The sequence below is a fragment of the Streptacidiphilus sp. P02-A3a genome (assembly GCF_014084105.1).
In the GTDB taxonomy this organism is placed as follows: domain Bacteria; phylum Actinomycetota; class Actinomycetes; order Streptomycetales; family Streptomycetaceae; genus Streptacidiphilus.
In genome coordinates this window covers 3,081,863-3,094,756 of sequence record NZ_CP048289.1, presented here as the reverse complement: position 1 = coordinate 3,094,756, position 12,894 = coordinate 3,081,863, and the positions used below count along the sequence as shown (strand labels likewise).

14 protein-coding genes are annotated in these 12,894 nt (G+C 71.9%); all 14 read right to left on the bottom strand.

Annotated elements, in window-relative coordinates; translation table 11 throughout:
- Positions 1 to 14: 14 nt before the first annotated feature.
- Positions 15 to 563: an adenine phosphoribosyltransferase gene (locus GXP74_RS14090; RefSeq protein ID WP_182451831.1), complete on the bottom strand. Its 549-nt coding sequence runs from the start codon at positions 561 to 563 to the stop codon at positions 15 to 17.
- Positions 564 to 575: 12 nt separating this feature from the next.
- Positions 576 to 1,736, bottom strand: a complete 1,161-nt coding sequence (secF, locus tag GXP74_RS14085; protein WP_182451830.1) for a protein translocase subunit SecF — start codon at positions 1,734 to 1,736, stop codon at positions 576 to 578.
- A gap of 4 nt (positions 1,737 to 1,740) precedes the next feature.
- On the bottom strand, positions 1,741 to 3,546 hold the full coding sequence (gene secD, locus GXP74_RS14080; protein ID WP_225447917.1) for a protein translocase subunit SecD: 1,806 nt from the start codon (positions 3,544 to 3,546) through the stop codon (positions 1,741 to 1,743).
- Between the two features lie 147 nt (positions 3,547 to 3,693).
- A complete protein-coding gene (gene yajC / locus GXP74_RS14075; RefSeq protein WP_182451829.1) occupies positions 3,694 to 4,152 on the bottom strand; it encodes a preprotein translocase subunit YajC in 459 nt (152 codons plus the stop codon).
- Between the two features lie 195 nt (positions 4,153 to 4,347).
- Positions 4,348 to 5,412 (bottom strand): Holliday junction branch migration DNA helicase RuvB, encoded by a 1,065-nt coding sequence (ruvB, locus tag GXP74_RS14070; protein WP_182451828.1) that lies wholly within the window; start codon positions 5,410 to 5,412, stop codon positions 4,348 to 4,350.
- A 76-nt stretch (positions 5,413 to 5,488) separates the two neighbouring features.
- On the bottom strand, positions 5,489 to 6,103 hold the full coding sequence (gene ruvA, locus GXP74_RS14065; protein ID WP_182451827.1) for a Holliday junction branch migration protein RuvA: 615 nt from the start codon (positions 6,101 to 6,103) through the stop codon (positions 5,489 to 5,491).
- A complete protein-coding gene (ruvC, locus tag GXP74_RS14060; protein ID WP_182451826.1) occupies positions 6,100 to 6,684 on the bottom strand; it encodes a crossover junction endodeoxyribonuclease RuvC in 585 nt (194 codons plus the stop codon). Before ruvC ends, ruvA begins: the two co-directional genes overlap by 4 nt.
- Before the next feature lie 127 nt (positions 6,685 to 6,811).
- Entirely contained in the window at positions 6,812 to 7,573 is a 762-nt protein-coding gene (locus GXP74_RS14055) for a YebC/PmpR family DNA-binding transcriptional regulator (RefSeq protein WP_182451825.1), read from the bottom strand.
- A gap of 73 nt (positions 7,574 to 7,646) precedes the next feature.
- On the bottom strand, positions 7,647 to 8,264 hold the full coding sequence (gene pdxT, locus GXP74_RS14050) for a pyridoxal 5'-phosphate synthase glutaminase subunit PdxT (RefSeq protein ID WP_182456424.1): 618 nt from the start codon (positions 8,262 to 8,264) through the stop codon (positions 7,647 to 7,649).
- A 115-nt stretch (positions 8,265 to 8,379) separates the two neighbouring features.
- The gene (gene pdxS / locus GXP74_RS14045; protein ID WP_182451824.1) at positions 8,380 to 9,294 is read right to left on the bottom strand and encodes a pyridoxal 5'-phosphate synthase lyase subunit PdxS; all 915 of its coding nucleotides are present in this window, start codon (positions 9,292 to 9,294) and stop codon (positions 8,380 to 8,382) included.
- A gap of 147 nt (positions 9,295 to 9,441) precedes the next feature.
- Positions 9,442 to 9,966, bottom strand: a complete 525-nt coding sequence (locus GXP74_RS14040; protein ID WP_182451823.1) for a hypothetical protein — start codon at positions 9,964 to 9,966, stop codon at positions 9,442 to 9,444.
- Between the two features lie 52 nt (positions 9,967 to 10,018).
- Positions 10,019 to 11,179, bottom strand: coding sequence for a glycosyltransferase family 4 protein (locus tag GXP74_RS14035; protein ID WP_182451822.1), 1,161 nt, complete (start codon positions 11,177 to 11,179; stop codon positions 10,019 to 10,021).
- Positions 11,176 to 12,132, bottom strand: coding sequence for a phosphatidylinositol mannoside acyltransferase (locus GXP74_RS14030; protein WP_182451821.1), 957 nt, complete (start codon positions 12,130 to 12,132; stop codon positions 11,176 to 11,178). The genes GXP74_RS14035 and GXP74_RS14030 overlap by 4 nt, the downstream gene beginning before the upstream one ends.
- A complete protein-coding gene (gene pgsA / locus GXP74_RS14025) occupies positions 12,129 to 12,776 on the bottom strand; it encodes a phosphatidylinositol phosphate synthase (protein ID WP_182451820.1) in 648 nt (215 codons plus the stop codon). The genes GXP74_RS14030 and pgsA overlap by 4 nt, the downstream gene beginning before the upstream one ends.
- Positions 12,777 to 12,894: the final 118 nt, after the last annotated feature.

Genomic DNA, 12,894 nt, shown 5'->3' with positions numbered 1-12,894 from the left:
CCGGTTCGGCACGGTCAGACGGTGACCACGGTCTCCAGTGGGGCCTGGCCGAGGCGCTCGGCGAGCCGGGCGCGGCCGCCGAGGAAGCCGAGCTCCATCAGTACCACCACCCCGGCCACCTCCGCTCCGGCGCGGTGGACCAGCTCCAGCGCGGCCTCGACGGTGCCGCCGGTGGCCAGCACGTCGTCGACCACCAGGACCCGCTCGCCCGGGGTGAAGGCGTCGGTCTGCACCTCCAGCACGGCCGCGCCGTACTCCAGCTCGTACGCCTGCCGGTGGCACGGCCCGGGGAGCTTGCCCTCCTTGCGGACCGGGACGAAGCCCGCCCCGGCCGCGTAGGCCGCCGGGGCGGCCAGGATGAAGCCGCGCGCCTCAAGGCCGACGACCTTGGTCGCCCCGAGCGCCCGGGCCCGCTCCCCGAGGTGGTCGACGAGCGCGGCGAAGCCCTCGGCGTCGGCGAGCAGCGGGGCGATGTCCTTGAAGACCACCCCGGGCTTGGGGTAGTCCGGGACGTCCCGGATGTGCGCCGCGAGGACTCCGGCGAGGTCGGCCGTCTCGATCATCGGTGGCGCTCCCTAGTTCCGCTTGCCGGTGGAGCGCCGGTCGCTGCGGCTGCGGTTGACCGGCTGACGGCGGACGCCGTTGCTGCCGGTCCCCGCGCCCACGGCGTCGGCGTCGTCCTCGGGCTGGTCGGCGGCGGACTGGTCGTCGCCGTCCTGCGGCTCCAGCGTGCGGCCCTCGGCCACGGCCTTCGCCTCGGAGGCGCGGCGGGCGGTGACCCGCTTGGCCAGCTGCTGGTTCACCGGCTCCTTCTCCTTCAGCCAGGCGACCATCGGGGTGGCCACGCAGATCGAGGAGTAGGCACCGGCGCTGAGGCCGATGAACAGCGCCAGCGAGATGTCGTTCAGGGTGCCCGCGCCCAGCATCGCGCCGCCGATGAACAGCAGCCCGGCGACCGGGAGCAGCGCCAGCACGGTGGTGTTGACCGAGCGGACCAGGGTGCCGTTCAGCGAGCGGTTGGCGGCCTCGCTGTAGGTCTCCCGGCTCTGGCTCTGCAGCTTCGCGGTGGCGTCCTTGAGGCCGTCGAAGACGACCACGGTGTCGTACAGCGAGTAACCGAGGATGGTCAGGAAGCCGATCACGGTGCCCGAGCTGACCGTGAAGCCCAGCAGCGCGTAGATGCCGATGGTGATCACCAGGTCGTGCATCAGCGCGGTCAGCGCGCCCACCGCGAGCCGCCACTCGAAGGCGACGGCGAGGTAGAACGTCACCAGGACCAGGAAGACGATCAGGCCCTCAAGCGCCTTCTGGCTGATCTCCTTGCCCCAACTGGCGCCGATCGCCTGGGTGTTGATGTCCTGCGGGTTGAGCCCCAGCTGCGAGCTCAGCTCGTTGCGGGCCTGGACGATGCCCACGTTCGCGCTGGCGTTGATCTGGACGGTGATCTCTTTGCCGTTGCTGCCGCTGGTCTGCGACTGCACGACGGTGTTGGCGCTGTTGGTGAGCTTGTTCGCCGCGTCCTGGGCCTGGCTGACGGTGACCCCGGGCTTCGAGATGGTGTAGATCTCACCGCCCTTGAACTCGATGCCGAGGTTCAGGCCGCGCACCGACAGGCCGACGACGGCGAGCAGCAGGATGACCCCGGAGAGGATCAGCCAGAGCTTGCGACGACCGACGAAGTCGAAGCTGACGTCGCCGACGTAGAGGCGGTGACCAAGGTTGCCGAAGCGTGACATCTGGTCAGGCCTCCTTTGGGTCGGCGAGGCGGCGGCGACCGCCACGGATGGGCGGGCGGACGCCGAGCCGCTTGGGGTCGAGTCCGGACATCGGGTGCCCCTCCGCGAAGAACTTGCGGCGGGCCAGCAGCGTGATCAGCGGCTTGGTGAACAGGAAGATCACCACGACGTCGAGCAGAGTGGTCAGCCCCAGGGTGAACGCGAAGCCCTGGACCGTGCCGACGGTGAAGAAGTACAGCACCGCGGCGGCGAGGAAGGACACGAAGTCCGACACCAGGATGGTGCGCCGGGCGCGGGGCCAGGCCCGCTGCACGGCCGGGCGCAGCGAGGAGCCCTTGCGGACCTCGTCCCGGATCCGTTCGAAGTAGACGACGAAGGAGTCCGCGGTGATACCGATGGCCACGATCGCGCCGCAGACCGCGGGCAGGTTCAGCGCGAAGTGGATGGTCCCGCCGAGCAGGCTCATGATCGAGTAGGTCAGCACCGAGGACATGGCCAGACCGGCGATGGCGACCAGGCCGAGGCCCCGGTAGTAGATCAGCGAGTACAGGATGACCAGGGCGAGGCCGATGGCCCCGGAGACCAGGCCGGCCTGCAGCTGGTTGCTGCCGAGCTGCGGGGAGACGGTGACGACGTCCGCGGTGGTGAAGGTCAGCGGCAGCGCGCCGTAGCTGAGCACGTTGGACAGGTCGTTGGCCTGCTGCGAGGTGAACGGCGGGGTGCCGCCGTTGATCGTCGCCTGGCCGCCGGTGATCGCCTGGCTGACCTCGGGCGCGGACTGCACCTGGCCGTCCAGCACGATGGCGAACTGGTTCGCCGGGCTGGTCGCGGACGCCAGTGTGGCGGTGGTCTTCGCGAACTCCGTGGTGCCCTTGGAGTTGAAGTTGAGGTTGACCTCCCACTGGCCGGTGGTGGTGCTGATGACCGCCTGGGCGTTGGAGATGTCCTTGCCCTCGACGGCCACCGGGCCGAGCGCGTACTTGACCCAGACACCGCCCTGGGCGCTCTGGGCGCAGGCGACCGCGTCGCTGGTCTCGTTCTGCTGGTGGTCGACCCGCTGGTCGGCCTTGGAGCAGTCGAGGCTGCTGAAGGCGGCGGTCAGCGCCGCGGGGACGGTGCCCTCGACCGAGGAGGTGGCGGGGGCGGCGCTGGCGGACGCGGACGGCGTGGCGCCGGCGGCGGCCTTGGCGGTGCTGCTCGCCTTGGCGGAGGCCGTCGACTTCGGCGTGCCGGAGGCGGTGGCACCGGCGGTCAGCGCCTGGGAGACCGCGTCACCCTGGGTCTTGGCCGTGGCGGACGGGTTGGCCGAGACGGAGGCCGCGGTCGACGCGGAGACCTGCGGCTTCGCGGACGGGGCGGTGCTGCCCGAGGTGGACGGCGAGGGGCTGGTGGTGACAGCGGGGGCACCGGAAACGGCCTCGGCCAGGACCGGGCGGAAGTAGAGCAGCGCGGTCTGGCCGATCGCCTCCAGCGCCTGGTTCGAGCTGACGCCCTTGGGCATGGTGACGACGATGGTATTGCTGCCCTGCGTCTGCACGGCGGCATCGGACACGCCCAGGCCGTTGACCCGCTTGTCGAGAATCGCGACAGCCTGGTTCATGCTGGTCGAGTTGACCGCCGAGGCCGGCTTGCCGTGCGGCGCCGACGCGGTGAGCGTGACACTGGTGCCGCCGGCGAGGTCGATGCCGAGGTGCGGCGTCTTGTACCCGGTGCCGAACATGATGGCGACCAGCGCCACCGCGATCACCAGGATCAGACTCAGCGCACGCCCCGGGTATCCGTCACGCGGACGGGATTTGGGTGATGCCACCTTCTCGATTCTCTCTGTCCATGCCGTGGGTTGGCACGCGCCACCACCACCGGGGATCGGTGGACAGGGTGTGGCGCGGCAACGACGCAGCGATCCTGTGGGGGCCCTCCGGAGTCACTGCCTCCGGCGTCTGCCGTAGGGGGCAGGCTACTTGCTGGAGGCGGCCTTGTCTCCGGCGTCGCTCTCCACGTGCGTGGAAGCATCGGCCGCGACGACCGGTGCGTCCTCCTTGTCCGCCTTGTCGAGCAGTACCGGGGACTCGGCGTCGGTCTGGTCCGCACCCTCGACCGCCGCTTCGTCCTCGAACTCCTCGGCGTCCTCGTCGTCGCCGTGCACGATGCGGTTGTACTCGACGCCGTCCATCACCTGGGCGATGGCGTTCTTGGCGTAGATGGCGTAGACGCCGGGCGCCACCTCAAGCTCGACCGCGTCGTCGCGCACCTCCTTCACCAGCGCGTACATGCCACCGATGGTGCGGATGCCGACACCCGGCTCCATCTTGTTGCGCATCTGCTGCGCCTGCTGCTGCTTGTTCTTGGAGGAGCGCATCATCAAGAACAGCATGCCGCCGATCAGAATGATCGGGAGGAGAGAGACGATACTCACGACTGACGAATCCTTTGCGAGGCCGTCGGGGGGCACGGCCGGTCATTTCGGGGGCGGACCGCCCCGGGGGAGGGCGGCGGGCGGAGTCTAGGTCACACGCCTTGGTGGAACAACGTCAAGCATTGCATCCCAGTTCCAGCGAAAGCGAGTCTCCGGCCAAGGACGGTGTGTACTCATCGTTTCCTCACCCGGCGCTCAGGCTTCCGGAAGGGGCTCCTGCTGAGCGTGGATACCGGTGCGCGGCGGGGTGAGGCCCAGGTGCTGCCAGGCCGCGGCGGTCGCGATCCGGCCGCGGGGGGTGCGCGCCAGCAGGCCCTCACGGACCAGGAACGGCTCGGCGACCTCCTCCACCGTCTCGCTCTCCTCGCCGACCGCGACGGCCAGCGTGGACAGACCGACCGGGCCGCCGCCGAAGAGCTTGAGCAGCGCGTGCAGTACGGCCCGGTCCAGCCGGTCCAAACCGCGCGCGTCCACCTCGTACACTGCCAGCGCCGCCTCGGCGATCTCCTTCGTTACCACTCCATCATGCCTGACCTGCGCGAAGTCCCGGACTCGACGCAGCAGCCGGTTGGCGATGCGGGGCGTGCCCCGGGACCGCCCGGCGATCTCGGCCGCCCCGGCCGGGTCGATCCGGACGTCCAGCAGCCGGGCCGAGCGGTGTATCACACGTTCGAGTTCGGCCGGGGCGTAGAACTCCATGTGCCCGGTGAAGCCGAAGCGGTCGCGCAGCGGCGGCGGCAGCAGCCCGGCCCGGGTGGTCGCGCCGACCAGGGTGAACGGCGGCAGCTCCAGCGGGATGGCGGTGGCGCCGGGACCCTTGCCGACGATCACGTCGACCCGGAAGTCCTCCATCGCCATGTACAGCATCTCCTCGGCGGGCCGGGACATCCGGTGGATCTCGTCGAGGAACAGCACCTCCCCCTCGGTGAGCGAGGACAGGATCGCCGCGAGGTCCCCGGCGTGCTGGATCGCCGGTCCCGAGGTGATCCGGATCGGGGCGTTCATCTCCGCCGCGATGATCATCGACAGGGTGGTCTTGCCGAGCCCGGGCGGGCCGCTGAGCAGCACGTGGTCGGGGGTGGCGGCGCGGTGCCGGGCGGCCTGGAGGACCAGCGACAGCTGTTCGCGGACGCGCTCCTGGCCGATGAACTCGTCCAGGTCCCTGGGGCGCAGCGCGGCCTCGACTGCCCGGTCCTCGCCGTCGGCGGCGGAGGTGACCAGCCGGTCGCCGGGGGCTTGGGGGTCGTCGTACAGGCTCACGGGCTTCCTCGGTCAGGCGGTGGCGGACGGGACGACGGCGGGGTGACCGGCGGGGTGACCGGCGGGGTCGGGGCGGTCAGCGGGAGCGGTTGCGGGTCCGCAGGGCGCTCCGCAGCAGCGCGGAGACGTCGGGTCTGGCCTGGGCCTCGGCCTCCGGAGTGACCGCGGTCACCGCCTCGTCCGCCTCGCGCGGGGCGAAGCCGAGGCCGACCAGGGCCGCGTGCAGCTGCTCGGACCAGGGCGCCGGGCGGGCGGCGACGGCGTGCTGCTGCGCCGGGAGGGCGCCGGTGGGGGCGCCGAGCCGGTCCTTGAGCTCGATCAGCAGCTTCTGCGCGCCCTTGGGGCCGATCCCGGGGACGGCGGTGAGGGTCTTGGCGTCACCCCGGGCGACGGCGATCCGCAGCGTCTCCGGGCTGTGCACGGCCAGCATCGCCTGGGCGACCTTGGGGCCGATGCCGCTGGCGGTCTGCAGCAGCTCGAAGGTCTGCCGCTCGTCGTCGTCGGCGAAGCCGTAGAGGGTGAGCGAGTCCTCGCGGACGACCAACGAGGTGGCCAGCCGGGCGGGTTCGCCGACCCGCAGCGCGGCCAGGGTGGCCGGGGCGCAGTGGACCAGCATGCCGACCCCGCCGACCTCGACCACGGCCGAGCCGGGGCTGACGGCGGCCACCGGGCCGCTGACGAAAGCGATCACCTTCGGTACTCCTTCGGACGGGCTCCCCGGCTGCCCGGGGTACGGCTGGCGGGCGCGGCGGGCGCGGCGGCTCGGCTGGCGGCGACCGCGGCGGCTATCCGGCCGCTGGCCGAGCCGCGCCAGATGTGGCAGATGGCCAGGGCCAGGGCGTCGGCGGCGTCGGCCGGTTTCGGCGGGGCGTCGAGCCGCAGCAGCCGGGTGACCATCGCCCCGACCTGGTCCTTGTCGGCCCGGCCGCTGCCGGTGACGGCCGCCTTGACCTCGCTCGGGGTGTGCAGCGTGACCGGGATCCCGCGCCGGGTGGCGCAGAGCATGGCGACCGCGCTGGCCTGCGCGGTGCCCATCACCGTGCGCACGTTGTGCTGCGCGAACACCCGCTCCACCGCCACGAGTTCGGGCTGGTGCTGGTCGAACCAGAGCTCCAGGCCCTGTTCGATCCGGAGCAGCCGCAGCGGGACGTCCTCCTCCGCCGGGGTGCGCACCACACCGCAGGCGACCATGGTCAGCGGGCGGCCCGGCACGCCGTCGACCACCCCGACGCCGCACCTGGTCAGACCCGGGTCCACGCCCAGTACCCGCATGCTCGTTCGCCTCCCCTCGGGTTCTCTGCCGCTGCGGTGAGGCTACCGGTCGCCACTGACAACGCGGCCCCGGACATGCCGCCGCCCGGTGGCCACCGGGCCACCGGGCGGGAGAACGGGCACCGGCCTACTCGTCCTCGTCGAGCTCGGCCACGACGGCGGGCGACAGGTCGAAGTTGGCGAAGACGTTCTGCACGTCGTCGCTGTCCTCCAGGGCGTCGATCAGCTTGAAGATCTTGCGGGCGCCGTCGGCGTCCAGCTCGACCTGCACGCTGGGCACGAAGCTGGCCTCGGCCGAGTCGTAGTCGATGTCGGCGGCCTGCAGCGCGGTGCGCACCGCGACCAGGTCGGTCGCCTCGCTGATCACCTCGAAGTTCTCGCCCAGGTCGTTGACCTCCTCGGCGCCGGCGTCGAGCACGGCGTCCAGGACGGTGTCCTCGTCGAGCTGGTCACCCTTGGCGACGACGATGACGCCCTTGCGGCTGAACATGTAGGAGACCGAGCCCGGGTCGGCCATCGAGCCGCCGTTGCGGGTCATCGCGACGCGCACGTCGGAGGCCGCGCGGTTGCGGTTGTCGGTCAGGCACTCGATCAGCACGGCCACGCCGTTGGGGCCGTAGCCCTCGTACATGATCGTGGTGTAGTCGGCGCCACCGGCCTCGGCGCCGGAACCGCGCTTGACGGCGCGGTTGATGTTGTCGATCGGCACCGAGTTCTTCTTGGCCTTCTGGATGGCGTCGAAGAGCGTCGGGTTGCCGCCCGGGTCGCCGCCGCCGGTACGTGCCGCCACCTCGATGTTCTTGATCATCTTTGCGAAGAGCTTGCCGCGCTTCGCGTCGATGGCGGCCTTCTTGTGCTTGGTGGTAGCCCATTTGGAGTGGCCGGACATCGAATGACTCCTTCACGCAATACCAACGAAAATGGAACAGGGAGATCCTACCGGTGCGCCGGACGCACGGTGCTCAGGCCTGGGGGCGACCGGCCGCGCGCACCATGTCGACGAAGTAGGAGTGCACCCGGTGGTCGCCGCTCAGCTCCGGGTGGAACGAGGTGGCCAGCAGGTTCCCCTGACGGACCGCCACGATCCGGCCGCCGCCGGTGGCCGCGTCCAGGTCCGCCAGCACCTCGACGCCCTCGCCCACGGACTCCACCCACGGCGCGCGGATGAAGACCCCGTGCACCGGGCCGCCGGACAGGCCGCGGAAGTCCACCGGCTGCTCGAAGGAGTCGTTCTGGCGGCCGAAGGCGTTGCGGCGCACCGTCATGTCTATGCCGCCGACGGTCTGCTGGTCGTCGCGGCCCTCCAGGATCTTGTCGGCCAGCATGATCATGCCCGCGCAGGAGCCGTAGACCGGCATCCCCTCGGCGACCCGGGCCCGCAGCGGCTCCATCATCCCGAAGATCAGCGCCAGCTTGGACATGGTGGTGGACTCGCCGCCCGGGATGACCAGCGCGTCGACCTCCGCCAGCTCCTCGGGCCGGCGTACCGGGCGGGCCAGCGCGTCGGCCTCGACCAGCGCGAACGCGTGCTCGCGCACATCGCCCTGGAGGGCGAGGACACCGACGACGGGATTGCTGATGGACACCGGAGTTGACCTCTTCGCTGCTGGGCCGGGCTGGGGACTCGGCGGGGATACGGGAGGTGGGGAGCCGGGGACCTGCCCCTGCTCCCCACCTGGTGACGCTGGGCGCGGACTACCAGCCGCGGTTGGCGTAGCGCTCGGACTCGGGCAGGGTGTCGCAGTTGATGCCGACCATGGCCTCGCCCAGGCCGCGGGAGACGTCCGCGATGACCTTCGGGTCGTCGAAGAAGGTGGTGGCCTTGACGATGGCCTCGGCGCGCTTGGCCGGGTCGCCGGACTTGAAGATGCCGGAGCCGACGAACACGCCCTCGGCGCCGAGCTGCATCATCAGCGCGGCGTCGGCGGGGGTGGCCACACCACCGGCGGAGAACAGCACCACCGGCAGCTTGCCGAGCTCGGCGACCTCCTTGACCAGCTCGTACGGGGCGCGGAGCTCCTTCGCGGCGGCGTAGAGCTCGTTGTTGTCCAGGGCGCGCAGCCGGCCGATGTCGGCGCGGATCTGGCGCATGTGGCGGACGGCCTCGACCACGTTGCCGGTACCGGCCTCGCCCTTGGAGCGGATCATCGCCGCGCCCTCGGCGATCCGGCGCAGGGCCTCGCCCAGGTTGGTGGCGCCGCAGACGAAGGGGGTGGTGAACGCCCACTTGTCGCTGTGGTTGACCTCGTCGGCCGGGGTCAGCACCTCGGACTCGTCGATGTAGTCGACGCCGAGCGACTGCAGGACCTGCGCCTCGACGATGTGGCCGATCCGGGACTTGGCCATGACCGGGATCGAGACCGCGTTGATGATGCCGTCGATCATGTCCGGGTCGGACATACGGGCCACGCCGCCGTCCTTGCGGATGTCGGCGGGGACGCGCTCCAGGGCCATGACAGCCACGGCACCGGCGTCCTCGGCGATCTTCGCCTGCTCGGCGTTGACGACGTCCATGATCACGCCGCCCTTGAGCTGCTCGGCCATGCCTCGCTTCACGCGGGCGGTGCCGACGGCGGGCTGGTCGACGGGCGCAGGGGTGTTGGTGGACACGAATGACCTCACTGAAGACACGGACAGTGCAGTGGTACGACAAGCCAATGGTAGGCCCGTCTTCGACCCTAACCGATGCTCCAGGAAGTCCAGCTGCCGGTGGGGGACCCTGACACTACGGAGTGGCAGGTCTCACCCCGCGGCCGATCACAGCGCCGCGGGCGGCTCGTCGTCCATCTCGAAGGCCTGCGGGAAGGGCGCGTGCCCGGCCAGGCGGCAGATCCGGACGATCCGGTGCCGCCGCACCGCCCGCGCCGCGCGCACCGAGTCGTTGTGGAAGCGCCGCGCCATCGGCACCCGCCGGGTGGCCGCGCGCAGGTCGAGCACCGCCTCCTCGCCGCCCGGCAGCGTGGCCAGCTCGGTCGCCTGCTCCGGCTCGGCGAAGACCGCCCGCAGCGCCTGGCTCAGGTCGCTCTCGGCGACCTCGCGCCGGTCCTCCTCGACCGTCCGCGCCGCGTGCGACGCCTGGTACAGCAGGATCGAGGCGGCCGGGTCGAGCAGTGTCGAGGTCGCCAGCTCCTGCGCCGCCGCGGACCGGCGCAGCAGCTGCGCGTCCAGTGCGGCGCGGGCGGCGTCGATCCGCGCGTGCAGCCGGTCCAGCCGCCCGGCGGTCCAGCTGAGGTACCAGACGACGAGGACGACCGCGACCGCGACCCAGATCCAGATGCTCACGGACGGTCACCCTAGCGAACTTCGGGGCCGCCCCGTCCCGGCACGGCCCGGTTCAGTCCCGGGCCAGGCCCAGTCGGTTGCGCCAGCCGCCGCGGTCGTCCTCGGCCACCGCCGCCGCGCCGGCCGCCACCGTCTCGTACACCGACAGCACGTCCGCGCCCACCGTCTCCCAGTCGAAGCGCCGCACGTGCCGGGTCTCCGCCTCGCGCAGCGCGGCCCGCCGGTCCGGGTCGCCGAGCAGCCCCAGCGCCGCCTCGGCCAGCGCCGCCGCGTCACCGACCGGGAACAGCTCCCCCGCCGCGCCGCCGTCCAGCACCTGCCGGAACGCGTCGAGGTCGGTGGCCAGTACCGGCGCCCCCGCCGACATCGCCTCGACCAGGATGATGCCGAAGCTCTCGCCGCCGGTGTTGGGCGCGACGTAGACGTCCACGCTGCGCAGCAGCGACGCCTTCTGCTCGTCGCTGACCATGCCCAGGAACTCGATCCGGTCGCGGACCTCCTTGGGCGCGCCCTTGACCGCCTCCTCCTCGTCGCCCCGCCCGGCCACCAGCAGCCGCACCCCGGGACGCCCGGCGATGATCCGCGGCATCGCCTCCAGCAGCGTCGGCAGGCCCTTGCGCGGCTCGTTGATCCGGCCGACGAAGCCGATGGTGTCGCCGCTCCACTCCGGGCGCGGTTCGGCGTCGGCGAAGAAGCCGACGTCCACGCCGTTCGGGATGACCACCGCGTCGCCGCCGAAGTGCTCGACCAGGGTGCGCCGGGCGTACTCGCTGACCGCGATCCGGGCGCTGATCTTCTCCAGCGCGGGCTGCATCAGCGGCTCGGCCGCGATCATCGCCCGGGAGCGGGGGTTGGAGGTGTGGAAGGTCGCCACGATCGGTCCGGTCGCCGCCCAGCAGGCCAGCAGCGACAGGCTCGGGGTGACCGGCTCGTGGATGTGCAGCACCTCGAAGCCGCCCTCGCGCAGCCAGCGCCGCACCCGGGAGGCCGACAGGAAGCCGAAGTTCAGCCGGGCCACCGAGCCGTTGTAGGGCACCGGTACCGCCCGGCCCGCGGGGACCACGTACGGCGGCACCGGGGTGTCGTCCTCGGCCGGGGCCAGCACCGAGACCTCGTGCCCCAGCCGGATCAGGTGCTCGGCCAGGTCGCGGACGTGGAACTGCACCCCGCCGGGGACGTCCCAGGCGTACGGGCAGACGATGCCGATCCTCACCGGGCCGCCTCCGTCCCGGGCTCGGCTTCCGGCGCCGCCGGGGCTCCGGCGGCGGCCGAACCGGGACGCGGCTCCAGGTCCGCCAGCCAGAAGCGCTGGAGCATGTGCCAGTCCTGCGGGTGCTCGCGCACGCCCTCGCCCCAGACCGTGGCCATGGCCTGGGTCATCGCCGCCACCTTCGCCCGCTTGTCGCCGTCCTCCGGCTGCGGGACGGGCTCGTGCACCCTCCCCTTCATCACCGGTGTGCCGTCGTACCAGAGGGTCACCGGCAGCAGCGCCGCGCCGGTCTGCACCGCCAGCGCCGCCGGTCCCGCGGGCATCCGGGCCGGCTCGCCGAGGAAGTCCACCGGCACGCCGGAGGCCGACAGGTCCCGGTCGCCGACCAGGCAGACCAGGCCGCCCGCGCGCAGCCGCTTGGCCAGCGTGCCCAGCGTCCCGGCGCCGCCGGTCAGCGGCAGCACCTCCATGCCCAGGCCCTCGCGGTAGGCCACGAAGCGGTCGAACAGCTTCTCCGGCTTCAGCCGCTCGGCGACCGTGGTGAACGGCACCCGGGTGACCACCACCCAGGCCCCGGCCAGGTCCCAGTTGCCCATGTGCGGCAGCGCCAGGACCACCCCGCGCCCGGCCGCCAGCGCCTCGTCCAGCCGGTCCACGTGCTCCGGCGCGAAGGAGGCGGCGATCCGCTCCCGGCCCCAGGTCGACATCCGGAACGACTCGCACCAGTAGCGCATGTAGCCGCGCATCCCGGCCCGGGTCAGCTCGGCGAGCTCGGCCGGGGAGGCGTCCGGGCGCACCCGCCGCAGGTTCGCCTCCAGCCGCAGCACGCTCTTGCCGCGCCGCCGCCAGACGAAGTCCGCGATGCCGTCGAACAACCGCACCGCCACCGGCTCCGGCAGCCGCTTCACCAGCGCCCACCCGGCCGCGTAGGCCGTGTCACCGAGCTGTTCCCTCACGCGCCCGCTCCCCCCGCCGCCGCTTGCGCCGCCTCGCGGCGCACCGTCAGGATCCGCTGCATCACCGTGACCAGGCTGCCCGCCGCGATCAGCCACAGCGCGATCGGCAGCAGCCACTCGATGTACGGCACGCCGAAGCCGTGCAGCCCGGCCAGGCCCGCCGCCACCAGCGTCACCACCAGCCGCTCCGCCCGCTCCACCAGTCCGGAGACCTCGCACTTCAGCCCCAGGCTCTCGGCCCGGGCCTTGGTGTACGAGACCACCTGCCCGCAGGCCAGGCAGAACAACGCCACCGCGCACAGCAGGTCGTTGTCACCCCGCCCGGCGTACCACATGGCGATCCCGCCGAACACCGCCGAATCGGCGACCCGGTCCAGGGTCGAGTCCAGGAACGCCCCCCAGACGCTGGAGGTACCGGCCTGACGGGCCATGTTGCCGTCCACCAGGTCCGAGAAGACGAAGGCGGTGATGACGATGGTGCCCCAGAAGAAACTACCCTGGGGGAAGAACACCAGTGCCCCGGCGACCACACCCGCCGTACCGACCAGGGTGACCACGTCCGGGCTGATCCCGGCACGCAGCAGCATCGATGCGAACGGGGTGAGGACCCGTGTGAAGAAGGCCCGCGCGTATTTGTTGAGCATGGATCTGCCGACCGCTCCGAATCTGGCTCCGCTTACGGCCTGGCGTCGGCCGGGACTCTGCGCCGAAGGGCGCTCCGCAATCGTATCGGTGCTCCGGGGGCCGCTCCGGCGCGGGCAC